This window comes from Bradyrhizobium lablabi (assembly GCF_018131005.1).
GTDB lineage: Bacteria > Pseudomonadota > Alphaproteobacteria > Rhizobiales > Xanthobacteraceae > Bradyrhizobium > Bradyrhizobium lablabi_D.
Window position 1 is genome coordinate 66,706 of record NZ_JAFCJK010000012.1, and the last position, 25,917, is coordinate 92,622.

20 protein-coding genes are annotated in these 25,917 nt (G+C 63.7%); 8 read left to right on the forward strand and 12 right to left on the reverse strand.

Annotated features, from left to right (window positions below):
* Positions 1 to 23: 23 nt before the first annotated feature.
* The 11 genes from hpxZ to ugpB form a co-directional block, all read right to left on the reverse strand.
* Positions 24 to 416 carry an oxalurate catabolism protein HpxZ gene (hpxZ, locus tag JQ553_RS29195; protein WP_212503515.1) on the reverse strand — a complete coding sequence of 131 codons (393 nt, stop codon included), beginning with the start codon at positions 414 to 416 and terminating at the stop codon, positions 24 to 26.
* Between the two features lie 3 nt (positions 417 to 419).
* Entirely contained in the window at positions 420 to 1,817 is a 1,398-nt protein-coding gene (locus tag JQ553_RS29200; RefSeq protein ID WP_212503516.1) for an AtzE family amidohydrolase, read from the reverse strand.
* Between the two features lie 8 nt (positions 1,818 to 1,825).
* A complete protein-coding gene (locus JQ553_RS29205) occupies positions 1,826 to 2,005 on the reverse strand; it encodes a DUF4089 domain-containing protein (RefSeq protein ID WP_212503517.1) in 180 nt (59 codons plus the stop codon).
* 20 nt (positions 2,006 to 2,025) lie between these two features.
* Positions 2,026 to 3,843, reverse strand: coding sequence for an ABC transporter ATP-binding protein (locus JQ553_RS29210; RefSeq protein ID WP_212503518.1), 1,818 nt, complete (start codon positions 3,841 to 3,843; stop codon positions 2,026 to 2,028).
* 202 nt (positions 3,844 to 4,045) lie between these two features.
* Positions 4,046 to 4,945 (reverse strand): ABC transporter permease, encoded by a 900-nt coding sequence (locus tag JQ553_RS29215; RefSeq protein ID WP_212503519.1) that lies wholly within the window; start codon positions 4,943 to 4,945, stop codon positions 4,046 to 4,048.
* Between the two features lie 65 nt (positions 4,946 to 5,010).
* A complete protein-coding gene (locus JQ553_RS29220; protein WP_212503520.1) occupies positions 5,011 to 6,024 on the reverse strand; it encodes an ABC transporter permease in 1,014 nt (337 codons plus the stop codon).
* A 137-nt stretch (positions 6,025 to 6,161) separates the two neighbouring features.
* A complete protein-coding gene (locus JQ553_RS29225; protein WP_212503521.1) occupies positions 6,162 to 7,784 on the reverse strand; it encodes an ABC transporter substrate-binding protein in 1,623 nt (540 codons plus the stop codon).
* 364 nt (positions 7,785 to 8,148) lie between these two features.
* A complete protein-coding gene (locus JQ553_RS29230) occupies positions 8,149 to 10,263 on the reverse strand; it encodes an alkaline phosphatase family protein (protein ID WP_212503522.1) in 2,115 nt (704 codons plus the stop codon).
* Positions 10,264 to 10,476: 213 nt separating this feature from the next.
* Positions 10,477 to 11,850, reverse strand: a complete 1,374-nt coding sequence (locus JQ553_RS29235; RefSeq protein WP_312015208.1) for a cytochrome c peroxidase — start codon at positions 11,848 to 11,850, stop codon at positions 10,477 to 10,479.
* Positions 11,851 to 12,187: 337 nt separating this feature from the next.
* A complete protein-coding gene (locus JQ553_RS29240; RefSeq protein ID WP_212503523.1) occupies positions 12,188 to 13,141 on the reverse strand; it encodes a phosphotransferase in 954 nt (317 codons plus the stop codon).
* Between the two features lie 118 nt (positions 13,142 to 13,259).
* Entirely contained in the window at positions 13,260 to 14,582 is a 1,323-nt protein-coding gene (gene ugpB, locus JQ553_RS29245; protein ID WP_409363097.1) for a sn-glycerol-3-phosphate ABC transporter substrate-binding protein UgpB, read from the reverse strand.
* 206 nt (positions 14,583 to 14,788) lie between these two features.
* Between ugpB and JQ553_RS29250 the strand changes: the two genes are divergently transcribed.
* From JQ553_RS29250 to JQ553_RS29280, 7 genes are all read left to right on the forward strand, one after another.
* Positions 14,789 to 15,169 (forward strand): hypothetical protein, encoded by a 381-nt coding sequence (locus tag JQ553_RS29250; RefSeq protein WP_212503524.1) that lies wholly within the window; start codon positions 14,789 to 14,791, stop codon positions 15,167 to 15,169.
* 9 nt (positions 15,170 to 15,178) lie between these two features.
* Positions 15,179 to 17,254: an ATP-binding protein gene (locus tag JQ553_RS29255; protein WP_212503615.1), complete on the forward strand. Its 2,076-nt coding sequence runs from the start codon at positions 15,179 to 15,181 to the stop codon at positions 17,252 to 17,254.
* Positions 17,224 to 18,972: a DUF3369 domain-containing protein gene (locus tag JQ553_RS29260; RefSeq protein WP_212503525.1), complete on the forward strand. Its 1,749-nt coding sequence runs from the start codon at positions 17,224 to 17,226 to the stop codon at positions 18,970 to 18,972. Before JQ553_RS29255 ends, JQ553_RS29260 begins: the two co-directional genes overlap by 31 nt.
* Positions 18,969 to 19,706 carry a response regulator gene (locus tag JQ553_RS29265; protein WP_212503526.1) on the forward strand — a complete coding sequence of 246 codons (738 nt, stop codon included), beginning with the start codon at positions 18,969 to 18,971 and terminating at the stop codon, positions 19,704 to 19,706. The genes JQ553_RS29260 and JQ553_RS29265 overlap by 4 nt, the downstream gene beginning before the upstream one ends.
* 113 nt (positions 19,707 to 19,819) lie before the next feature.
* Positions 19,820 to 22,867, forward strand: a complete 3,048-nt coding sequence (gene polA, locus JQ553_RS29270; RefSeq protein ID WP_212503527.1) for a DNA polymerase I — start codon at positions 19,820 to 19,822, stop codon at positions 22,865 to 22,867.
* Between the two features lie 45 nt (positions 22,868 to 22,912).
* Complete coding sequence (locus tag JQ553_RS29275; RefSeq protein ID WP_212503528.1) at positions 22,913 to 23,545, forward strand: LysE family translocator; 633 nt, start codon at positions 22,913 to 22,915, stop codon at positions 23,543 to 23,545.
* Positions 23,546 to 23,625: 80 nt separating this feature from the next.
* Complete coding sequence (locus tag JQ553_RS29280; RefSeq protein ID WP_212503529.1) at positions 23,626 to 24,258, forward strand: LysE family translocator; 633 nt, start codon at positions 23,626 to 23,628, stop codon at positions 24,256 to 24,258.
* Between the two features lie 110 nt (positions 24,259 to 24,368).
* Here the strand turns inward: JQ553_RS29280 and JQ553_RS29285 are convergent, their stop codons facing one another.
* Entirely contained in the window at positions 24,369 to 24,995 is a 627-nt protein-coding gene (locus tag JQ553_RS29285) for a glutathione S-transferase family protein (RefSeq protein ID WP_212503530.1), read from the reverse strand.
* A 190-nt stretch (positions 24,996 to 25,185) separates the two neighbouring features.
* Between JQ553_RS29285 and pyrE the strand changes: the two genes are divergently transcribed.
* Positions 25,186 to 25,749, forward strand: coding sequence for an orotate phosphoribosyltransferase (pyrE, locus tag JQ553_RS29290; RefSeq protein WP_212503531.1), 564 nt, complete (start codon positions 25,186 to 25,188; stop codon positions 25,747 to 25,749).
* Positions 25,750 to 25,917: the final 168 nt, after the last annotated feature.

Here is a 25,917-nt window from a genome sequence, read left to right on the forward strand (position 1 = left end):
AGCATCCTTTTCACGCACTCTCGTCACGCAATCTTGGGCTCGTCGATGACGCTGACATGGGCGGCGACGATTCTCCACCCCTCGGGACAGCGTACCCACGTCTGCATCTGCCGCCCCACCTTGTCCGGCGTGGATTCCCGATAGAACAGCGTCGAGGCAACAGCGGTGTCGCGGCCATAGGTCGTGATCACGGTCCGCTCGATCTTGCGCATCAATCCGGCCGGCGAGCGCGCGGCACGGAACGCCATGATCTCGTCATAGCCATAGAGGTTCTCGCCGATGCCATAGCGCAGCGTCCGCTTGTCGCTACGGAACAGCTCGTCAAGCACGGCGACGTCGTTCGTAACAAGCGCCTTTTCATAGCGCTCGAACTGCGCGGTGACCTCGGCGAGCACATCGGGAAGATCGATCTCCATGTCCTAAAGTCCTCTCGGCGCGGGCGCCGCCGCAACGCCCATCTGTTCCAGTGCGAAGGCGACCCGCAGCGCAATGTCCTCGCGCCATGGCGCGGATATCACCTGCACGCCGATCGGCATCGGCTGAAGCGGCACCGGCACGGCCGCGACGGGAAGACCGACGAAGGAGATCGGCTGGGTGTGAATGCCGATATTGGGCCGCAGCGGAAGCTCGACGCCATCCAGCTCGAGTGTCTGCTGCCCGAGCTTCGGCGCGGTGCAGGGCGTTGCCGGCGCCAGGATCACGTCGACCGACCTGAACAGCTCAAGTACCTTGGCGCGATACCAGCGGCGGAATTTTTGTGCCTTGTCGACGTAAGGCGCCGGGATCATGGCGCCGGCGATCAGGCGGTCGCGCACCGCGGGATCGAAATCGCCCGCACGCTTGCGCAGGCGATCGAGATGCAGCGAGGCGCCCTCGGTCGTGGTGATGATGAAGGCCGCGGCGCGGGCACGCGCGGCTTCGGGAAGCTCCACCATCCGAGTGGCGCCCAGCGCCTTGGCCACCCGTGCGACGGCCTCAAGCGCTTCCGGGAAAGCGTTCTTCTGGAAATAGCCGCCGGCGATCGCGACGCGCAGCCCGCCAATCCCCTCCGCCAGCGACGGCAGGCACGGCTCGACCGGCCGCGTGGTGCACGCCGCGTCATCGGCGTCCGGCCCCTGCATGGCGTCATAGGCGAGCGCGAGGTCCTTCACACTGCGCGCGAACGGGCCAAGATGGTCGAAGCTCGCGACGAACGGGTAGGACCGGGCGCGCGACAGCCGGCCATAGGTCGGCTTCAGACCGAAGATACCGCAGAACGACGACGGCACGCGGATCGAGCCATTGGTGTCCGAGCCGAGCGCGATCGGGACCAACGCGCCGCCAACCGCACTGCCTGAGCCGCCCGAGGAGCCGCCGGTCATCCGCGTCGGATCGTGCGGATTCCGCGACGGGCCGTCATGCACGTTCTCGCCGGTGAAGTCGTAGGCGTATTCACCCATGTTGAGCGCGCCGACCAGCACGGCCCCGGCCGCTTCCATCCGCTCGACCAGCGCGGCGTCACGCGGCGCCAGCGGCAAGTCGCGATTGATCCTGGAGCCTGCGCGGGTCGGGAGACCCGCGACGTCGAACAGATTCTTCACCGCGAACGGCACGCCGGCGAGCGGCCCGGCCGGCTTGCCGGCCGCGATAGCGGCGTCGATCGCCTTCGCCCGGGCGCGGGCCCGATCGGCGGTGACGTCGGTGAAGGAATTGAGGATCTTGTCATGCGCTGCGATCCGCGCCAGCGATGTCTCGACAGCCTCAAATGCCGTCAGCCTGCGGCCTGATACGGCCTTTGCAATCCCGCCCGCGGTGAGCCCGTCGATCTTGTCGGACATCGCGGGTCTCAGGCCGAATAGATGCCGGCCGGCTCAGTCTCGTCCGGCAGCGGAAATTCGTCGACCAGCCGCGCCAGCCTGAGCGACACTTCGAGATTTGCCCGCACTGCGGGGCGCCACGCGTCCTCCACCGGCAACGCCATCGCGCTCGCGACGGCGTCGATGTAGTCGTCGAGATGATCGGCCATTTCGCTCCCGTTCAAGTTTCTCAAGAGACCGGCAACGGCGGATGCGGTATCGCGGTCAACAGCTCCTTTGTATAGGCATCCTGCGGATTGCCCAAGACCTGTTCGGACGAGCCCTGCTCCACGATGCTGCCGCTGCGCATCACGATGACGCGGTCGCACAACAGCCGCACCACATTGAGGTCGTGGGAGACGAACAGGTAGCTCATGCCCAGCGACTGCTTGAGGTCCTGCAGCAGATTGAGCACGACCGCCTGCACGGAGACGTCGAGCGCTGCGGTCGGTTCATCGAGAACGACGAGTTTGGGATGCAGCGCGATCGCGCGGGCGATGCCGACGCGGGCCTTCTGGCCGCCGGAAAGCTGGTGCGGGAAACGATCGAGCAGGTTGACCGGCAGGCCGACGAGACGCGCCAGCTCCTCGCAGCGGGCGCGCAGCGCGTCGCGCCCCCTGATATCGCCGAGCTGCATGATCGGGTCGGCGATCGCGCGCGCCGCGGTGAAGCGCGGGTTGAGGCTGTCGGTCGGATCCTGGAACACCATCTGGATGCGGCTGCGCTGCGGCAGCCGCGCAAAGGCGTGCGGCACGATGGCGCCGATGTCCTCACCCTCGAACACGATGCGACCGGAGGTCTGCTCGAGCAGCCGCATTACCATCATCGACGTCGTCGATTTCCCGCAGCCGGACTCGCCGACCAAGCCGACACTTTCGCCACGGCCGATCTGAAAACTGATGCCGTCGACCGCGCGGAATATCTCTTCCTCCACCGGCGGCTTGCGGCCGAACAATTTGCCGAGCACGGCGGAGGCGCCCTGGCGGGGGTATTCCTTGACGAGCTTTTCGACGAAGAGGAGGGGCTGTTCGCTCGCACTATCCCTCCCCCTCTCCCCGTTCTTCACGAGGAGAGGGTTGGGGTGAGGGGCTGCATCCGCGGGCACGGAGCTTGGAGAGTTTCCCTCACCCGCAGCGCCGCGCGCGTCGGCCTCTCCCCGCACGCGGGGAGAGGCAAGAGTCTCCTCCTCCGGCAACAGATCGCGCAACGACACGCCGAGCCGTGGCGTCGCGCGCATCAGCTTCCTGGTGTAAGCGTGTTCGGGTTTGGCGAAGATGTCGGCAGACTTCGCGGTCTCGACCACACGGCCCTTCTCCATCACCACGACGCGGTCGCAATAGGCCGCGGCGAGGCCGAGATCGTGGGTGATCAGGATCGTCGACATCGATCGGCGCTTTGTCAGTTCGACGATCAGGTCCATCACCGCCTTCTGGGTGGTGACGTCGAGGCCTGTGGTCGGCTCGTCGGCGATCAAGAGCTGAGGATTGCAGGCGAGCGCGAGCGCGATGACGACGCGCTGGCACATGCCGCCGGAGAGTTCAAAGGGATAGGCGTGGTAGCGCTCCCGGGGGCGGGCGATCTTGACCTGCTCGAGCGCCTCGATCGCCTTTTCGCCGCGATCGGTGACGGGTGCCTGCTGCACATGCTGGCGCAGTACGTCCTCGATCTGGTCGCCCACTTTGCGGATCGGATTGAGCGCCGCGCGCGGATTCTGGAAAATCATCGAGATTTCGCGGCCGCGCAGGTCGCGCATCTGGCTTTCGGTCGCGGCCTCGACGTCGATGCCGGAGAACATCACCGAGCCCTCGGCGATCCGCCCGGCGCGGTCGAGGATCCGCATCACGGCATAGGAAGTCACCGACTTGCCGGAGCCGGACTCGCCGACAATGCCGACGGTCTCGCCCTTGCCGACGGAGATGTCGACGTGCCGCACCGCCTTGACGATGCCGCGGCGGGTGGTGAATTCGACCGTAAGGTTCTGGACGTCGAGCAGCGGCCGGGCGGTCATTGCCGCTTACTCCGCTTGTTCACTGCGCCCCTTCTCCCCGTTCTTACGGGGAGAAGGTTGGGATGAGGGGCCTCTATCAACAGACTCAGGAGATCGTGGAGTTCGCGGAAACTCCCCCTCACCCGGCCCGCTAACGCGGTCCGGCCTCTCCCCGCAAGCGGAGCGAGACGAAGCAGGCCGCGGAGCAGGTTGGAAATCACCATCACGTCCTCCGCTGCGGATCGACGATATCGCGCAGGCCGTCGCCGAGCAAATTGAAGCAGAACACGGCGATCATCAGCGCGAGGCCGGGAAACAGCGCGATCCACCATTCGCCGGACACCATGAAGCCCGCGCCTTCGGCGACCATGATGCCCCACTCGGCGGTCGGCGGACGGACGCCGAGGCCGATGAAGGAGAGGCCCGCGGCATTGAGGATCGCGTAACCCATGGTCAGCGACATCTGCACGATCATGATCGGCATGATGTTGGGCAGGATGTGCACCAGCAGTATGCGGTATTCGCCGTTGCCGGAGAGGCGGGCCGCCTGCACGAAACCGGCATTGCGGCGAACATTCGCCTCCGCGCGTGCGACGCGCGCATAAAGCGGAAAGTTCACGATCGCGGTGGCGATGATGATGTTCTGCACGGTGTTGCCGAGCGCAGCGACGATGCCCATCGCCAGCACGAACAGCGGAAAGGCCATGATGGTGTCGGCGATGCGCCCAACGATACGGTCGGTCCGGCCGCCGAAATAGCCGGCGGCGATGCCAGCGAGACCGCCCATCAGGAACACCAGCACGACGGAGGCCACCGCGATGAAGGTATCGAGCCTGGTCGCCACGATGACGCGGCTGAAGATGTCGCGGCCGAGCTGATCGGTGCCGAACCAGTGCGCCGCTGACGGCGGCTTCAGCGCCGCAGCGGTGTCCGAGGCCAGCGGGTCGTAGGGCACGAGATACGGACCGAACAACGCGGCACACAGGATCAGGAGCAGCAGCGCGAAGGCAAGGCCGGTGACCTTGTTTTCGCTGAGCACGTAGCGCGCGTGCTCGAAGATTGCGGTCATGCCGGAGGTCCGCGCAGGAGCGACGGGTTCGATCACGGGCGCAACGCTACTCATGCTTCGACCTTTTGTTTGAGCATGATCTGATCGGAAAACCGGTTCCCACCTTTCCGGATCATGCCCTACCCTTCCAGCCTGACCCGTGGATCGATCACGCCATAGAGAATGTCGATCAGGAGATTGAGCAGCACGTACATGACCGCCATGGTCAGCACGAAGCCCTGCACGGGCGCGAAGTCGGACGCGATCAGAGCCTCCACCGCGTAGGAGCCGATGCCGGGCCACGCGAACACCTTCTCGACCAGCACGTTGGCCCCGAGCAGGAACGAGAACACCATGCTGAGCGTGGTGATGACCGGCAGCATCGCGTTGCGGAAGGCGTAGGTGACGATCACCTTGCCCGGCGACAGGCCGCTGGCGCGCGCGGTGCGGACAAAGTCGGAGGCCAGCACCGCCAGCATCGAGGCGCGTGTCATGCGCGCGATCGGCGCCAGCGAAAAGATCGCAAGCGTCGCCGCCGGCAAAATGAGCTGGCTGAGCGCCGAGCGGAAGGCCTCGACATCGCGCGCGAGCAGGGTGTCGACCAGGTAAAAGCCGGTCACGGTCGATGGCGCGCTGTAGAACACGTCGAGCCGCCCGAGCGGCGCCGGCGACCAGCCGAGCCGGAAATAGAAGATATAGACCAGCACGAGGCCGGTGAAGAACACCGGCAGTGAGACACCCGCCGTCGTCGTCACACGGCAGAGATGGTCGATCCACGATCCCGGCCGGGTCGCCGCGAGTACGCCGAGCGGTATCGCAATCGCGACTGACACCAACAGGCCCAACAGCGTCAGCTCGGCGGAGGCCGGCAGGCGGTTGCGCAGCTCGGTCGCGACCGGTTGCCCTGTCGTCAGCGACGTGCCGAAGTCGCCATGGGCGAGATCGTTGGTGTAACGGAAGAACTGCTCGATCAGCGGCTTGTCGAAGCCGAGCTTTTTCCTGATCTGCTCGACGGCTTCCTTGGTTGCTGCGGGGCCCGCGAAATACGCCGCCGGATCACCCGGCAGCGCTCGCGTCAGCAGAAAGGTGACGATCACGACGCCGATCAGGCTCGGGACCGCAAACATCAGCCGCTTGCCGATCATGGGCAGCATGGGGCTCGCTCCGCTCGCGCGAATGGCGAAGAGCAAATGGCGAATGGACCCAGGTGGCTCCCAATCACTATTCGCTGCTCCCTATTCGCTATTCGCCAGGCCACTATTCGCTACTCGCCATTCCGCATTCGCTTCCCTCACCCCTTCGCCATCGCGCGGTAGTCGAGGCGCCGGTGGAACCAGTATTCGTAGCCGGTGACGTTCTTCTGCATCGCGACGTTGACGAAGGGCTGGTAGAGCGGGATGCGAGGCATGTCGGCAAAGGCGAGATCGACAAAGCCCTTCACGTCGGCGTCGTAGGCCGCCGTGTCGCCGGTCGCAGCCGCGTTGCGCGCGCCGTCGATCAGCTTGTCCATCTCCGGCGACTTGTAGCTCATGGTGTTGAAGACGGAATTGTTGCCGTGGTAGCACCAATAGAAGAAGTATTCGGGGTAATCGAGCCAGCCCGAAAATACGTTGGTGTAGAGCGGCATCTCCTTCTTGTTCAGTTCGGTGCGCCAGTTGGCGCCCGGCACCTTGTTGATCGTGGTCTTGATGCCGAGTTGCGCGAGGGATTCCTGCACCAGCACGCAGAGCGGCTCGTTGACCCCGGCGAAATTGAGATCGAATGAGATGGTGGTCTCGAAGCCGTTGGCGTAGCCGGCCTCGGCAAGCAGGGCCTTCGCCTTGTCCAGGTCGGTGACATATTTGGTCGGTTGCGGCCAGGCGACTTCGGTCGGCTTGTCCCGGGCCGCGCCGAACATCGGATTGGCGAGGCCGAACAGCACCGCATCCATGATCTTCTGGTACGGCATCGCATAGGCCATGGCCTGCCGCACCTTCGGATTGTCGAATGGGGGCTTGGTCACGTTCATGCCGATGTACTGGATGCCGTTGGAGAACGGGAGCGACACCACGTTGAGCTTGCCGTTCGCCTTCATCTCCTGGAAATCCTTGAACGGCAGCTCGTAGGAGATGTCAGCGTCGCCGCGCTCTAGCAATGCGCGGCGGTTGCCGGCCTGCGGCACCATGCGCCAGATCACGCGCTTGATTTTCGGCATCGGACCGCAGACCCACTCATCATTGCGCTCCATGATGACTTCGGTGCCCGCGGTCCACTTCGTCACCTTGTAGGCGCCGGAGCCGGCGGTCTGCTGTTTCGTAAATTCGAGACCCCACGGGTCCTTTTCGCTGGCGTTCTTCTTCACAAGCTCGGAGTTGACGACGCAGGGCACGATCACGGCAAGATCGGGAAGCGTCAGCCTGTCCTTTTTCAGGAAGTCGACGCGGACGGTGCGGTCATCGACGATGACAAACTGCTCGGGCTTTGTCAGCGAGCCCGCGCTCATCTGAAAGGTCGGGAAGCCGCCGACGGACACGGCGCGGTCGAGCGACCATTTGACGTCCTTCGCCGTAACCGGCGTGCCGTCGTGGAATTTGGCATTCTTCCTGAGCCTGAAGGTGACCGACATCTCGCCTATGTCCATGTCCTCGGCAAGCTCCCCCTTGAATTTGTCGCGGTCGTAATAGGGCACTCCAGTCGGGCCGCTCTTCATCTCGTGGCTGATCAGGCGGTCATAGCAATTCCACGACACCTCATAGCCGGGCACGTTGGTGCCGACGCCGTGGATATCGAGATTGTTGGGGCCACCTTCGGAGACGATCAAAAGCGTCTCCGAGCGCGCATCGGCTTTCGCCGGCGACCAGATCGCAGGTGCGGTCGGCGCCAGCGCGCCCGCCGCAAGCCCGGACACGGATTTGAGGAAGTCGCGACGCTTCATGTGATGCTCCAAAGGCCGGTGGTCGGCCTTCGGAGGAATTCGCAAGGTTCGTGCCAGACCTTAACGAACGCTGAATTTGGTCATCAAGCACATGATTCCATATTGGAAATTTCCATTTGGCGCCGAGCGGATCGGTCGGCCGGCGGAAAGGCTCATTGCATACAAAGCCGCGCACATGCCTATTGAAGGTGCAATTGTGTCCGTTGCCGCGTGAGTGGACGATTGAGAAAGCCGCCCTGCTGGCGCTCAGGGGTCGCTGCGTGCGGGCGGCATGGCGCAACCCAGAACAAAAGCGGACGCCGGTCGCGCGGAGGCCGACCGGCACAGGTTCAAATTCCCTGATGCGACCTCGATCCGGGCTTATTTAGAACCGGCCTCCGCCGTGGTGACCGCCATCATCATCGTGGTCGTGATGATCGTCATGACCATGATCGTCATGGCCATGGTCGTCATGGTCGCCGTGATCATGGTCGCCGTCATGGTCATGCGGATCCCGGGCATGATCGAAGTCGAACATGTCAAAGAGATCGCCGATCGCCGGCATATTCACTGGCACCCACAGATTCTCCCGATCCATGACCGGATTCGGCAGGTTGTCGCGGCTTCGATTCGAGATCTTGCCGAGATGCCAGTTGCGTTCGATGAACTTCAACACCGACGCCTGGTCGTTATAGGAATGCACCACGTGCCCGCCCGTGGAGTAGGGCGAGACGATCAGCATCGGCATACGCGGGCCGTCGCCGAAGAAGTCGAGCGGCTGAATAACACCGCTGTCATAGAGGCCGCCGCTCTCGTCGCAGGAGATAATGATCGCGGTCTCGGCGAAAAGCTTCGGATTGGCTTTGGTGCGGTCGACGATGTTCTGGATGAACTCCTCAAAAAGGCTGACCTTGCCGCTGCCGGGATGACCCTGAAGCGCACCGTCCGGCTTGACGAACGCGACCGCGGGCAAATTGCCGCTCGCAATGTCCTCGAAGAGATTGTCGGCGACGTCCTTGAGATGCGCGGACCGGCTGCTGGCATCGGCCATGACCGATTTCGAGTATTGAAACGGATTGCAAGGGTCGCAATAGCCGGCACTCAGCACCTGGTTGAAGATATCCGTGGCGCCCTTGGCGACGGCGACAGCGGAGGTGTAGCCTCCGGCATACCACGCCCACGGAATTTTCTTGTCGCTCAACTCGTCGCCGATATGCCGCTGCGTCAGCGGAGCCATCGTCGTCGCTGAGACCGGCGCGAGCGTGCCCGCAGCGGTGTACGGAGGATCGGCGTCGCGCGTGGCGTAATAGGCATTCGGCGCGCAGTTCGGGCTTGCGTAATAGTGAAGCGACGCGAGATAGGAGTGAATCTCGGCAACCCCGGGCTGATTGGGATCGCTGCAGTTAACCCATGTTCCGGTCGACTTATAGGTGTTGACGGTGCCGGCAACGGGATCCGGATTCATGATGCTGCCCGGCGGGACCAGCGGATGGCCGTTACCGTCGCTAAAGAAGGCGTTGTCGCCGTACGCGAGTCCGATCGCGCCGGTCACCGATCCACCCATGATCGACTGGTGGAAGTTGTCGGAGAGTGTGTACCGATCGGCGAGCGCCTTGAAGATCGGTGCATCGCCGGTGCTCATGTTGAAGAATGCCATGTCCTGACCACCATCGGTCGGCGTCTGGGTCGGCAACGTGCCGAAAGTCGTGGCCACGAACGGATAAAGGTCGTGCAGGCATCCGGTCGGATTCTCCCGGGTCGCATTTTTCATGCTGCAATCGTTCTGTTGCCACATCTGGAACAACTGATGGATCGTGTCACCCTCATAGGCATCATAAGGCAACGTAGGTCCGGTCTGCTGGAACGGCCCAGCAGGCAGCCGCGTCACTCCGGGAATGCGGGTATCGGCGCCGTTCTTCGGGATTGACCCGGTGCCGCCCGTGGTCAACGTGATCTGGTCCCGGAGCGGCAGATCCGGATCACCCTGCGGGAATGTCGCGGTCGGTTTGCCGTTGGCATCCACGATGCCGAACTCGAGGCCAACGCCTTCGGGCTGCGCGGACGAGATGGTGGGCACCGGCAGGAACGTATAAGCGGTCTTGGCCAGCGGGCTAAGAGAGAACCGGCCAGCGTTCGATGTCACCTGGTACTGCCGTCCCTTCGCAAAATTCTTGCCCGGGGTTCCGTCCGCCTTGACGATGCCTTGCGACAACAGATTCCAGATTTTCTGCCCGTTCTTCGGCTGGTAGGTGGCGTATAGATTCTCGAAGCTGCGGTTTTCGCCGATGATATAGATGATGTGCTTGATCGGCGTTGCGGTCGGAATTTCCTCCGGGTTGACCGGCCTTGATCCTGGCTGTGTCGCCGTCGCCGCAAGCGCGCTAGTGCCTGCATCGTGTGGAATCAACACGGCGGCTCCCAGGCCCATCAGGGCTGTCATGGAAACGCCGGCGATCGCCTTGAGCCGGCTTTTTCGACGAGTAGGGGCTTGCGAGAACATGATGCCTTTCCTTCTGAAGCGGAAGAACGGCGGCGACCATAAGTCGCGCTCCGCAACAGAACGGTGTCGCATTTGCAACGAGGGACGAATGGCGACTAACGTTGCTGTGTGAAATTTGCGCGATGCGATCACAAATCGCACGATGGCGACGGAGCGCGGCTTATCAACGATCTATCGTCGCGCGCACACGCTTCGATGAAGCGAGATCGACCATTACTTGTCAGGCTGTTTATTCGATTCGAGCCGACGTCGTAGAGCGGCGTAATGAGCGTCGCGGACAGCCGGATTGAACAGCGACCATGGTTCGGCGTTACCGACGATGATTGGAACCCCGACCGTCATAAACCGATTGTAGGTTTTATATTCGCCGGCCGCGTCGTTGTATTTTCCATCGGTTGCGTCGCTGCCTAGGCGCCCCAGTATCCGAACGACCTCCTTGAGTGCGCGGCGCGCGAGATCGCGCTGTTTCTCACCGCCCGATGCGACGGGATCCCCCTGGGCCGGAATGCGCTCCGCCAAATCGCTCAGATCGCCGCCGACCGCATTGACCGCGAGGGAAATAATGTCATTGTCATGGGCCGGAATAGCCGTAGCCAACACGCTTGCGAAATCGGCAATGTCCCGCAATTGGGCCAGCGCGCCGTTACTTTCGTAGGCCTGCACGCCGTCGCCGACGGCCTTCAGATATGCGACCAGGTCCGCTTGATCCTGGACCGAAAGCCCAAGCCCGAATTCGCGATCGAAGTGGCTCACCACCTGATCGAACGTATCGAAACGACCGTCGTGGAAGTAAGGCGCGTTGAAATCGGCGTTCAACAGCGTCGGCGTCTTGTAGAGACCGCCGGACCCGACATTGTGCTGCCTGTGGTCAACGAATCCGCCGGACGGAATGTGGCAACCCGCGCAGCTAAGGCTCGCGTCATGCGGAAAAGGTTTATTGAACAGTGCTTCTCCGCGCCGTTCAGCGCTGGCCTCGCTATTCAATTTGCCGTCCGGCCCGAGACTGGGATTGGGTAGAAAGTCGATGTCCTGGATATAGGCGACCAAAGCATCGAGCACCGCGGGAGAGGGATCCGGACCGGCAAATTCGTCCACGATCACGGTGCGGACGAAATCGCGCAGTGATGCCGTCCGCCCGTCGGAGCCATAGGGCGCGAGGTAGCGCGCGCCGCGCAAGCTCGGAATCCGCACCGGATCGAGCACGAGGTTATCGGCTTTCGGATTGAACAGGGGGCCCGAAGTGTCAAAATTGCCGGGCCGGCTCGACGTTCCGGGAATGAAGAGCTTCGGATTCGAAGCCCCGTTGACATGACAACTGCCGCAACTGATTCCCGCCTGCCGCGCCGCGCCGCCGAGGATTGCAGGCGTATTGAACGCCATGTTTCCGAGGTTGACCAGATACGGCTTGCGGCCTCCGATCGCTTCGGAATGAAACACTTCGCGCGGCTGGTCGAGCGCGTCATCATTCAATTCCGTTCCGGCCGGAAGCGTCGTTGGCGCGTCCCCGACAGGAGAGGCGACCGTGCGTTGAACGGCCAAAGCCATTGCAAGGCCCACTGCAACAGACAGAACCACTCGACCGACCACCGCACCCCCTCAATTTTCCAAACGTCGAACCGAGCGAGCCTTCGAGCTGAAATCCCGGAGTTGAAATCCCGCCTGCCGCTCGACGCTTTGGGATATCGCGCAACACTCCCGACCGAGATCAAAGCGTCCATATGGGTCGCCTGTCCTCACCAAGGCGCCACTGCTCTATCCAACGTCAGGATTGCCGTTTCGTGACAGCTTGATGCATGACGTTCACTTTTCATCGTGCGTACATCACGCTTAAATGTCTTCAATGCCGTCAGCTCTCGATGTTGCATGGCGGCTTGTGTCGATCGCCGAATTCCTGCAATCGAATCGATCAACCGATCTCCGGCCGTCAATCCGGCCACAGCAATTGCGCCAGATCGGACAGGTTGGCGGCTTTATCCTGCCAGCCCGCGATGCAGATGTGGCGAAGCGGATCCGAGGCGCGATGCAGCAGCATCAGCGCCATCAGCCTGCGCTTCAACGCGAAGGTCATGTCCGCGCGCGAATAGCCAAAGCCCTCGAACAGGCTGCGGACGCGGCGCGGATGGCCAGCGGCCATGAAGGCGCTGGGACCGAGCAGGTCGTATTCGCACCAGCCGGTCTGCACGTCGCCGAAGTCAAACAGTCCGCCGACATGCCATTTGCCGCCGCGGCACATGAGCATGAAGTTCTCTGGAATGTATTCGCCGATCAGGATCACCGGCGGCGCATCCATCGGGATCAGCGCCGCGGCATCGCGCAGGAGATCGTCGAGCCCGTCGAGGAATTTCTGCGGCAATCCCAGGCGCTCATGCCGTGCGCGGCATTGCGCGATCTGCCCGCGCAGGAAGGCGTCCCAGCGCGGTTCGATCGCAAGCAGTGCGCCTGGCGGCACGTGCTGCACATCCGCGATCACGGCACCGATTTCGGCAAGCACGCGCTCCCTCTCGCCTTCCGGCAGCAAGGGCCAGGCGTCCGAGCCGAGCACCCCGGAAAGACGGGTGATGACGAGATACGGCCAACCGTCGCGCTCGCCTTCCGCGACGATGTCGGGAATCGGAATGCCGAGCCGCCCGCGCAATTCAGTCAGCGCGCCGCGCTCGGAGAAGAATTGCGGGCGCAGACATGGCGGGAAGATCTTCAGGATCAGATCGTCGCCGAGCCCCACGACGAGATTGGTGCCGGTCGCAAAAACATGCGGCGCGTCGCAGGACAGCCCGTGGCCATGCGCGATATCGTGCGCAACGCTCAGCCAGCGCGCGGTGTCGCCGCGCCAGGCGCGGAAGGCTTCGTAATCGGGGAGTGATGGAAGGCGCGCGATCATCTGTCCGGTGGTCGCGCCGATTGCCGCGCCATTGGATCGCTTTTGCCATAGCCGAGGCTTCGGCTGAAAGGTTGTCGCTTCGATCCTCGCGATGACGAAAGAGAGGAGATCATGCGCACTACTGATCCGGGTTGGCGCGCTCGAACTGGCGCAGCAGGCGGTTGCTGCGCTCGACGGCCATGTCGAGCGCAGCCTGCGCGGAGCGCTTGCCGGCAAAGGCCTGCTCGAGTTCCTCCTCGATCACGCCACGGATCAGCACGAACGAACCCAGGCGGATACCTTTCGAATTGTCGGTCGGCGGCTTCAGCGTGATCTGCTCGATCGAGATCTCGGCGCCGGGGTTGCGATCATAGAAGCCTTGCGCACGGCTGAGATCGAATGCGGCTTTGGTGACCGGCAGATAACCGGTGTTCTGATGCCAGGCGGCCTGCACCTCCGGCCGCGACAGATAGGCAAAGAACTTGGCCACGCCGGCATATTCGGCGAGCGGACGGTCGCGCAGCACCCACAGCGTGGCGCCGCCGATAATGCTGTTCTGCGGCGCACCCTCGGCGTCGGGATAATAAGGCATCATGCCGTAGCCAACCTCGAAGTGCGAATTGGCCTTGATGTCGGCACGAGTGCCCGAGGAACCGATGAAGATCCCGCACTCGCCCTTCTGGAAGCGCGGCTCGGCCGCCTGGCCGCGGCCGCTATAGTCATATACTTTCGTCGTCTGCCATTCCGCGAGCTGTGCGATATGGCGCACGACAAGTGGATTGTTGAAGATCAGCTGTGCGTCGAGCCCGCCAAAGCCGTTGGACTTGGTTGCGATCGGCAGATTGTGGAAGGCGGAGAAGTTCTCGACATTGATCCAGGACGGCCAGGAGGTCGTCAGCCCGCACGGCGCGCCGGCCGCGCGCAGCCTCTTGGCCGCGTCGCCGACTTCGGGCCAGGTCTTCGGCGGCGCGTTCGGATCGAGGCCGGCAGCGCGGAACATGTCCTTGTTGTAGTAGAGAATCGGCGTCGAGGCGTTGAACGGAAACGACAGCATGTTGCCGGCAGTATCGGCGTAATAACCGGCCACCGCGGGCAGATAGGCAGACGGCGTAAGCGCCTCCGACTGATCCCGCATCAGCTCGAACACCGGATAGATCGCGCCGCGCGCCGCCATCATGGTCGCAGTCGCGATCTCGTTGACTTGCACGATCGCGGGCTGGCTGCGCGATCGAAACGCGAAGATCGCGGCGGTGACGGTCTCGGTGTAGTTCCCCTTGTAGGCGGGCACGATCCGGTAGTCGGATTGCGAGGCGTTGAAATCGGCAGCAAGCTTTTCGACCTGCCTGCCGAGTTCGCCGGACATCGCATGCCACCACATGATCTCGGTCGTGGCGCGCGCCGGCGACGCGAGGAGAAGCGCCGCGGCGGCGACAAGTTGCAGGATTTTCGAACCGAACTTCACGACGACTCGTTCCCACCTGGCGACATGCCGTCATAAGGCGGCACAACGGCGGTTGCAATCGCCTCCCCTCGGTTGCACTGCGCAAATTAACGATTTGGCCAATGGGCGAACCATCCGGCTTCTGCTAAAAGCCATCCCCGCCCGCTAAGAATGTGTTGAACCTTTTCCTCCCGTCCTGGACTCAATCACAAGGGGATTTGCTGCCTGTGTACCGCCGCGCCGGACTTTCGCGGATCGTAACGCTTGTCGTCGCGCTGTTGTGTTCGGCGGGTTCGACGATCACTTTTGCGCGCGAATTCCGGTCTGCCGATAACCGGAACAAGGGTGATCCGACCGTTCAGGCGCAGCGCCTCAGGGGCCACCTGGTTGCGGGCCGGCTGCAAATCCAGCCCTTCCACTCGCGCCGGCTTGGCGAGGCGAAGGCGGCGCTGGATCAGACGACGCTGGAACCAACCTTGACCAGCACGATCGATCCCAGCCGCATCAATGTGGGCAGCGAAACCCCGGCCGGCATCCATGCCGAGGCCAAACGCGATATTGCGATCACCGCCCCCCGGTCGAACGCATCCGCAACGTGGAGTGACTGAATCTTGGGAGTGCCCCAACACGATGGACATGCAGGATGGCCGCAGGGCCTCGCGGCCCGCGGCCGCTTCCGCATCGTCCAATGGCTGCGGGCGGTTCCGATCCGATGGCGCATCCTGTCGATCGCGCTACTCAACTCCGCGGTCGTGATCGTGCTCGTCGCGCTGATCTGGAACGGCTCCAAGGTGCTCAGCTCGGCATGGGACGACGTCCGTCAGGTACGGGAGTCCGACAAGATTCTCGCCAAGCTCGAAAGCGAGACCAGCCGGCTGCAGAACCTGATTCATCGTTACATCAACCAGCCGAGCCCCGACCTGTTCGCCGAGATCCTGCTATTGCGCGAGGCCGTGCTCGGCACGCTGACGACACGCGCTTCGACCGACCCGATGCTGTCAGATTCGGTCGAGAAGCTCGAGCGCGTCACCAGCCGTTTCCTCGACGGCTTCGGCGAGTTGCGCACCGTGCAGGCGACCATCGCCAAGACCTATGACGAGCAGGTATTGGCCCCGACCAGAGACATGGCCGGGCTCTATTCGGTTATCGAGGGCGCGACCGGCCATCGCGACGCCTTGATCTGGCCCGCGCTCGGCAAGTCCCGCGAGGCCTTCACCTCGCTGCTCGTCGCCGCCAACGCCTATTACCTGTCGCTCGCCTCGGCATCAGCCGAGGAGGCTCGCCGCAACACCGACACGATCGAGAAGACCATCCCGATCATGGCCGATCAGGCCGAGAACGACCTGCAGCGCATGGCGCTGGAGCGGCTCAAGACCAAGACAGCGGAGCTGCGCGCCGGGCTCGCCAAGCTGAGCGAGCAGCTCGCCAACCGCACCGACCTTCTGCGCAACACCATCGACGCGAGCCAGGCCGATGCGATCGGCGCGATCGACGACCTGTCGGTCAAGATGCGCCAGCGCGAGCAGAAGGCGCAGGAGACGTTCGACAAGACCCTGTCCGACATTTCGCGCCGGGTGTTGTCAATCGCCGTGATCTTCCTCGGCATCATCATGTCCGCAGGCGTCCTGATCGCGCTGTCGATCCGGCTGCCGCTGGCGCAGATCATGGCGTCGATGCGCGCCATCACCACCGGCGATTACGACCGCGCGGTGCAGGGCACCACCGCCAAGGACGAGGTCGGCGCGATGGCGCGCGCGGTCGAGGTGTTTCGCGAGAACGCGATCGCCAAGCGCGAGACCGAGGACGAGTTGCGCGCGTCGAAAGAAAGGGCCGAGAGCGCGCTGCTCGAGCTCAACACCGCGCAGCAGAACCTGATCGACGCCGAACGCCTCGCAGCGCTCGGCGGCCTGGTTGCCGGCGTCGCCCATGAGGTGAACAACCCGATCGGCATCAGCCTGACGGTGGCCTCCAGCTTTGCCCGCCGCGCCGACATGTTCGCAAACGAATTGAAGAGCGAGCCGCTGCGCCGCTCCAAGCTCGACGAGTTCGTCCGAACCTCGCGCGACGCAGCGCAGCAGCTCGTCGCCAACCTGCAGCGCGCGGGCGAGCTGATCCAGTCGTTCAAGCAGGTCGCCGTCGATCGCTCGCACGCGGAGCGGCGGCAGTTCAACCTCAGCGAGTCCACCGACCAGATCGTCGCGAGCCTGCGCCCGGTGTTGAAGAAGGCCGCCATTGGGTTGTCGGTCGACGTGCCCGAAGGCCTCATGATCGACGGTTACCCGGGTGCCTATGGGCAGATCTTAACCAATCTTTTCCTCAACGCCGTCAATCATGCCTTCTCGGGCGGCCGTTCCGGCACGATTACGATCGCGGCGCGGGCGCGCGGCGCCGACGACATCGAGATCATTTTCGCCGACGACGGCGCCGGAATGACGCCGGACGTGCAGCGGCAGGCATTCGACCCGTTCTTTACGACGCGCCGCAACGAAGGTGGTACAGGCCTCGGCCTGCACATCGTCTATAATCTGGTTACCCAACAGCTCGGCGGACGCATGATGCTGGAGTCAAGGGTAGGACAAGGCACCACATTTCGCATTATCATGCCGAGGATCGCCAAGGGTCAGCCCACGATCACTGACGCAGCAGCCGACGGAACCAGTCAATGGCCGAACAGGACGATGTCCTCCACCTGATCGACGATACCGAGAGCGCTCCGGAGGATTCGTCGGCGCGGAAATGGAAGATCGCCGTCATCGATGACGATCACGCGGTGCACGAAGGCACCCGCTTCGCGCTCAGCGACTACAATCTGAACGGCGCGACGCTGGAAATCCTCTCGGCATATTCCGCGGCCGAAGGTCGCACGCTGATGCGGGACAACCCCGACATCGCGGCCGTCCTGCTCGACGTCATCATGGAGACCGACGTCGCCGGTCTCGACCTCGTCGAATACATCCGCAACGAGATCAGGAACGAGACCGTTCGCATCATCCTGCGCACCGGCCAGCCGGGACAGGCGCCGGAACGGCGCGTCATCGTCCAGTACGACATCAACGACTACAAGGCGAAGACCGAGCTCACCGCCGACAAGCTGTTCACCTCGCTGACCGCGGCGCTGCGCAGCTACCAGCAGCTCGAGCGGATGGTGCAGACGAGGCGCGGGCTCGAGATCATCATCGACGCCGCCTCGACGCTCTACGACTTCAAGTCGATGCAGCGGCTCGCCGAAGGCGTGCTGACCCAGCTCGCCTCGCTGCTCAACGTCGATTGCGCCGGCATCCTGGTGCTGCGCGACAATGGCAACGCTGCTGCTGCGGATTTCTCGGTGCTGGCCTGCTCCGGTTGCTACAGCCGCTTCATCGGCACCACCTCCTCGAGATCGCTCGATCAGGACCTGCGGGAGATGGTGGAGGCGGCCTTCCACCGCCGCAAGAACGAGTTCGCCGACCATCGCAGCGTGCTCTATTTGCGCACCGGCAGCGGCCGCGAGGTCGTGGTGCTGCTGCAGGCCGAGCGCCCGCTCTCCGACACCGACCGCGCGCTGGTCGAGATCTTCTCGAGCCGCCTGTCGATCGCATTCGACAATGTGATCCTCTACCAGCAGCTTCACGAGGCCAACACCCAGCTCGAGGACCGCGTCGCCCAGCGCACCCGCGCGCTGATGCAGGCCAACCGGAGGCTGTCGGCGCAGTGGCTGCGGCTGCAGCGCGCCAACGGCTTCAAGAACGAGATTCTCGGCACCGTCGCGCACGACCTGAAAAACCCGCTCGGGGTGATCCTCGGCCGTACCGAGATGCTGACCGAATTGATCAGCGCCGGGTCGTCGAAGGAGAACGTCACCGCGCAGGTCGAGCATATCAGGGACGCTACCAAGCGGTTGACCTTGATGGTCGACCACCTGATCTCGGATGCGATGGCCGATGCCTTCGACATCACCATCCGCCGCGAGCCGGTCGACGTGGCGGCGCTCGTCAACGAGGTGACGGAGGCCAACCTGCCGATGGCGGTCAACAAGCAGCAGAGCATCTCGGTATCGGCGCCTCCCAACTTCGTGACCATGTGCGATGCCGACCGAATCCGGGAGGCGATCGACAATCTGGTCTCGAATGCCATCAAATACTCGCCAATCGGCGGCAAGATCACGGTCACGGTCCGACATGAGGGCGACCAAACCGTGATCCGCATCGCCGACCAGGGCCAAGGCCTGTCGCCAGAGGACCTCGGGCGGCTGTTCGGCCGATTCCAGCGGTTGTCCGCCAAGCCGACCGCGGGCGAAAGCTCGACCGGCCTCGGCCTTTCGATCGTCAAACGCATTATTGACATGCATGGCGGCCATGTAACCGCGGAAAGCACGGGACCCGGACAGGGGTCGACCTTTACGGTTAAACTGCCGGCGGCAGAGACATCATGACCCAGAATCCGCACATCTTCATTGTCGACGACGAGGCGCCGGCCCGAGAAATGGTCGGTGATTACCTCAAGATGCACGGCTTCGGTGTGACGCTGTGCGATGGCGGCAAGAGCCTGCGCAAGGAGATCGAGACCGGCGTGCCCGATCTCGTGGTGCTCGACCTCAACATGCCCGAGGAAGACGGCCTGTCGATCATCCGTGACCTCAAGAGCCGGATCAACGTTCCCGTCATCATGCTGACAGCCACTGCCAGTCCAATCGACCGGGTGGTCGGGCTCGAACTCGGCGCCGATGACTATGTCGCCAAGCCATGCGAACTGCGTGAGCTGATGGCGCGCATCCGCTCGGTGCTGCGGCGGAGCACGCCCGTGAGGGCAGCGGCTCCCGAGCCCGCCAGCGCGAAGAGTGAAAAGGAACAACTGGTGCGATTCGGCACCAAATGGCTCGATCTCGAAGCTCAAGCCCTGCGCGACGACGAGGGCAACGAGCACCCGCTGACCGCATCGGAGTTCGGCCTCCTGAAGGTGTTCGCGGCGAACCCGAAGCGCGTTTTGTCGCGCGAGCGGCTCCTGGAACTCGCCAATGCACGCGACGCGGAGGCCTTCGATCGCGCGGTAGATCTGCGTATCATGCGCATCCGCCGCAAGATCGAGCTCGACCCGACCAAGCCCGCGGTGATCCGCACGATCCGGGGCGGTGGCTACCTGTTCTCGCCGACCGGCGACAAGGCATAGGGGCCCTGGACGTCGTCCCGGCAAAGGCCGGGACGACGATTCAATTGTGCGGCACGCCCGGAATCCACATCACTCAGGCTGTCAATCCGCGCAAAAATCCTTAGATTTCGGCCATGCCGAAAACAGCCTCCAAAGCCCCCGCCAAATCAGCTTCGAAGACCGCTCCCAACCCCGTCGCCGCCAAGGCCACGGCGGAGGGCGATCATGTGTTCCTGGTCGACGGCTCCTCTTACATCTTCCGCGCCTATCACGCGCTGCCGCCGCTGAACCGCAAGTCCGACGGGCTGCAGGTGAACGCCGTGCTCGGCTTCTGCAATATGCTGTGGAAGCTCTTGCGCGAAATGCCCGAGGACCACCGGCCGACGCATCTGGCAATCGTGTTCGACAAATCGGAGATCACCTTCCGCAACAAGCTCTATCCCGACTACAAGGCGCACCGGCCGCCGGCCCCCGACGATCTGATTCCGCAATTCGCGCTGATCCGCGAGGCGGTGCGGGCTTTCGACCTGCCTTGCCTTGAGCAGATCGGCTTCGAGGCCGACGACCTGATCGCGACCTATGCGAGGCAGGCGACCGAGCGCGGCGCGACCACGACGATCGTATCGTCGGACAAGGACCTGATGCAGCTCGTCTCCGACAAGGTCGTCATGTACGACACCATGAAGGACCGGCGTATCGGCAGGTCGGAGGTGATCGAGAAATTCGGCGTGCCGCCGGAGAAGGTGGTCGAGGTGCAGGCGCTCGCCGGCGACTCCACCGACAACGTGCCCGGCGTGCCCGGCATCGGCATCAAGACCGCGGCGCAGCTTATCATCGAATATGGCGATCTGGACCAGCTGCTGTTCCGCGCCGGCGAGATCAAGCAGCCGAAGCGCCGCGAGGCGCTGCTCGAGAACGCCGAGAAAGCGCGCATCTCTCGCCAGCTGGTGCTGCTCGACGACAAGGTCGATCTCGAAGTGCCGCTCGACGACCTCGCGGTGCACGAGCCCGATGCGCGCAAGCTGATCGCATTCCTCAAGGCGATGGAGTTCTCCACCCTCACCCGCCGCATCGCCGAGTATGCGCAGCTCGATCCCGCCAATATCGACGCCGACCCAGGCAACAAGAGTGGCGCCAGCGTGTTCTCGCCGTTGCCGCCATCGGACGTTAAGCCCGCACCCGGACCGGGGCAGAATGGGGCAGCGCCGGCGCCTTCAGCAAAAGAGCGCGCCAAGCCGAGCGGCGCGAGGGACGACAAGGCTTCGAGCCTGAAGGGCACGCCGGCCTTGCTCGTCGAGACCCGCGGTGAGGCGATGCGGAAGCTGCCGTTCGACCGCGGCAAGTATCAGGCGATCCGCAGCCTCGATGCGCTGAAGGCGTGGACCGCGCGCGTGCCCGATGTCGGCCATTTCGCGGTCGAGGCGATGTCCGACTCGATCGACCCGATGCAGGCGGAGATGTCCGGCATCGCGCTGGCGCTCGCGCCCGGCGACGCCTGCTATGTCCCGCTCTGCCACCGGCAGCCTGGTGGCGGCGCGGGCCTGTTCGATGCCGGACTCGCACCCGACCAGATCAAGGCGTCGGACGCGCTCGACGCGATGAAGCCGCTGTTGGAATCCGCAGGCATCTTGAAGATCGGCTTCAACGTCAAATTCGCGGCGGTGATGCTGGCGCAGCACGGCATCACGCTCCGCAACACCGACGACGCGCAACTGATGTCGTACGCGCTCGATGCCGGCCGCGGTTCGCACGCGCTGGAACAGCTCGCCGAGCGCTGGCTCGGCCATGCCATGATCGCCTATGGCGGCCTGATCGGCAGCGGCAAGGGCAAGCTCACCTTCGACCAGGTCGCGATCGAGAAGGCGACGGAATATTCGGCCGAGAGCGCGGATGCGACACTGCGGCTGTGGCGCATCCTGAAGCCGCGGCTGGTCGCCGACCGCATGGCGACCGTCTACGAGACGCTGGAACGGCCGCTGATCTCTGTGCTGGCGCGGATGGAGCGGCGAGGCATTTCGATCGACCGCCAGGTCCTGTCGCGGCTGTCGGGCGATTTCGCCCAGACCGCAGCGCGGGTCGAGGCCGAGATCCAGGACATCGCCGGCGAGCCGGTCAATGTCGGCAGCCCGAAGCAGATCGGCGACATCATCTTCGGCAAGATGGGGCTGCCCGGCGGCACCAAGACCAAGACCGGCGCATGGTCGACGACGGCGCAGGTGCTGGACGACCTCGCCGAGCAGGGTCACGAATTCCCGAAGAGGATCCTGGAGTGGCGGCAGGTCTCTAAGCTGAAATCGACCTACACCGACGCGCTGCCGAACTATGTCCATCCGCAGACCCATCGCGTCCACACCACCTACGCGCTGGCCGCGACGACGACGGGCCGCCTGTCGTCGAACGAACCGAACCTCCAGAACATTCCTGTTCGTACCGAGGACGGCCGCAAGATCCGCCGCGCCTTCATTGCGACACCGGGCCACAAGCTGGTGTCGGCGGACTATTCTCAGATTGAATTGCGGTTGCTCGCGGAAATCGCCGACGTGCCGGTGCTACGGCAGGCCTTCCGCGAGGGGCTGGACATTCACGCGATGACCGCCTCCGAAATGTTCGGCGTGCCGATCAAGGACATGCCGAGCGAGGTGCGCCGCCGCGCCAAGGCAATCAACTTCGGCATCATCTACGGCATTTCGGCCTTCGGGCTAGCCAACCAGCTCGGCATCGCCCGCGAGGAAGCTTCGGCCTACATCAGGAAATATTTTGAGCGCTTCCCGGGCATCCGCGCGTACATGGACGAGACCAAGGATTTTTGCCGGCGCAACGGCTATGTCACGACGCTGTTCGGCCGCAAATGCTACTATCCCGAAATCAAGGCCTCGAACGCCTCGGTCCGCGCCTTCAACGAGCGTGCCGCGATCAACGCGCGGTTGCAAGGCACCGCGGCCGACATCATCCGCCGCGCCATGACCCGGATGGAGGACGCGCTAGCGGAGAAGAAGCTGTCGGCGCAGATGCTGCTGCAGGTGCATGACGAGCTGATCTTCGAGGTGCCCGAAAGCGAGGTCGCGGCGACGCTCCCGGTGGTGCAGAAGGTGATGCAGGACGCGCCCTTCCCGGCCGTGCTCCTGTCGCTGCCGCTGCAGGTCGACGCGCGGGCAGCGAACAATTGGGACGAGGCACATTGAAGCGCGGCGCGCTTCGATCGGTTGCCTGGTCGTCGGGTGGGGCCCTTGACTGACGTCCATCCGCTGCTTGCCTTTGCATTGACCGCGCTCGTCATCGAGATCACGCCCGGCCCCAACATGACCTACCTCGCTGCGCTGTCGCTCTCGAGCGGCATGCGCACCGGCTTCGCCGCAGTCGGCGGTATCGCGCTCGGCCTGATGACCTACGGGGTGGTCGCGGCATTCGGGTTGGCGGCGGTGATCGACAATTCGCCGCTGCTCTACGGCCTGCTGCGCTGGGGCGGCGTGCTTTTTCTTCTGTGGCTCGCATGGGACACCTGGTCGGGCCAGACCGACGGCTCGTCCAAGGGGAGCAGCGAGAACGAGCGGCCGTGGCCCGCCTTCCGCCGCGGCCTGATCACCAACCTGCTCAATCCCAAGGCTGCGGTCTTCTACGTCGCCGTGCTGCCCGAATTCGTTCGCCCCGAGGCAGGGTCCGTCGCGTCGCAGACGCTGGTGCTGAGCCTGCTCTATGTCGCAATCGCAACGCTGATCCATGCGGTGATCGTCATGCTGGCCGGCGCGATACAGTCGACCATCGACGTCGCAAACAACCGCCGGGCCGTCCGCGGGGCATTTGCCCTCGCGCTGGTCGGCATCGCGTTCTGGTTTGCAGTCACGACCGGCCAGCCGCGATAATTGCTCCGAGAACAATTCCGGCATGGCCCCGCGGCAGACGACACGCTAGAAGCGTGCATCCCCCTCGCGAGTCCTCCTTGATGCCCCACACATCCGCGTTGCTCGGCTTTGCGCTCGTCTCCTTCGGCATGGTGCTGACGCCGGGTCCGAACATGATCTATCTGATCTCGCGCTCGATCACACAAGGCCCCGAGGCAGGCATCGTCTCGCTCGGCGGCGTGGCTCTGGGCTTCGTGTTCTACATGCTATGCGCCGCGTTCGGCATCACCGCGCTGTTGTTCGCGGTCCCTTTCGCCTATGACGCGCTGCGCTTTGCCGGCGCGGCCTATCTGCTCTGGCTCGCGTGGCAGGCGTTGAAGCCGGGCGGCCGCTCGCCGTTTCAGGTGAAGCAGCTCAAGGTCGATGGGCCGCGGAAACTGTTTGCGATGGGCTTCGTCACCAATCTGCTCAATCCAAAGATCGCGATGCTCTATCTCGCACTGCTGCCGCAGTTCATCGATCCGACCGGCAGCGTGCTGTCGCAGTCGCTCATGCTCGGCTCGATCCAGATCGCGATCAGCGTCAGCGTGAACGCCATGATCGCGCTCGCCGCGGGCTCGATCGCGCTGTTCCTCGGCACGCGGCCGACCTGGCTCCTGATACAGCGCTGGCTGATGGGTGCCGTGCTCACCGGACTTGCGGTGAGGATGGCATTCGAGGCGAGACGGGCGTAGTCGCTGTCTTGCCCCGCGAAAGCGGAGCATCCAGTACCCCGAGGCATTTCCGTCAACAACAAGCGTCACGGCGTACTGGATCACCCGACTTCGCGGGTGATGCGGCCGCTTCAATCCAGCTTCGCCTCCATGCCGCGCTGGGTGGCGGGGCGGGCCATCAGCGCATCGTACCAACGCTTGACGTTGGGAAAGTCAGCCAAATCCACCTTGTGACGCGGATGGCGCCAGGCCCAACCGAGGATGGCGAAATCGGCAACCGACAGCGCCCCCGCGACAAACTCGTGCTTGGCGAGCCGCTTGTTCAGGACATCGTAGAGCCGCCGCGTCTCGGCCATGTAGCGCTTCAGGCCATAGGCGCGATCCTGCTCGTTTTCGAGCGCGATGAAATGATGCACCTGGCCCGGCATCGGGCCGAAGCCGCCCATCTGCCACATCAACCACTCATAGACCGGAATGCGGTCGGCAAGGGATTTCGGCAGGAACTTGCCGGTCTTCTCGCCGAGATAGAGCAGGATCGCACCGGACTCGAAGATGCTGACGCGTTGGCCGCCGGGGCCGTCGGGATCGACGATCGCAGGGATCTTGTTGTTCGGGCTGAGCTCGAGGAACGCGGGCGCCATCTGCTCGCCCTTGGTGATGTTCACCGGAATCGCCTTGTAGGGCAGGCCCATTTCCTCCAGCGCCACCGAAATCTTGCGGCCGTTCGGCGTGTTCCACGTGTAGAGTTCGATGGTCATTTCCGCTTCCTTCCCAAGCATTTGGCACTTGATTAGGCGGAACTCGCTTGCCGCACAAGCCGCGCTTTCCGCAAGCGCCTCTTCTTGAAACTCGGCGCGAGCGCTGTTGACGGCGAGATTTCCGCGCTGGAATGTGCCTGGCGGCGCCGATAGATTGCCGCCCGCGTTTAGACCCCACAGGGAAAAAGCCTTGTCCAAATCAGCCTCCCGTGCCCGCCTCGCCGAGATCATCCGCAAACGTTCGTTCGGCCGCGGCGAGATCACGCTGGCCTCGGGCCGCAAGAGCGATTTCTATTTCAACCTGAAGCCGACGATGCTCGACCCCGAAGGCGCGGCGCTGCTCGCCGAGCTCACCTATGAGGCACTGAAGGACGACAAGCTCGATTTCGTTGGTGGCCTCGAGATGGGCGCGGTGCCGCTTGCGGGCGCAATCGCGCAGCTCTCCTGGCTGAAGGGGCACCCGATTGCGGCGTTCTTCGTGCGCAAGAAGCCGAAGGAGCACGGCGCGCGACTCGCAGTAGAGGGACTTGCCAAGGGTGAGACATTGCAGGGCAAGCGCATCGTGATCGTCGAGGATGTCACCACCACCGGCGGCTCGGCGATGAAGGCGGTGGAAGCAGTGCGCGAAGCCGGCGGCGAGATCGCGCTGGTCTTCACCATGGTCGACCGCGAGGAAGGCGCAACGGAAGCTTTCGCCGAAGCCGGGCTGCCGTTCCGCTCGCTGTACAAGGCAGGCGAGTTTCTCAAGGGATGAGGCTCTCATTCCCCCCGCGCCCGAAGGTCCTGACTTCTTTCGCGTAGTTCCACGCGCAATCAATCGCTCGTTTACCATCCCGCGTTATGGTGAATCCGGCCGGAACACCTGTCGTCCCGGTGCGTGAATTGTTGGAGTGAGCGTTGCGTACAGAGTTGAGTAATCTGC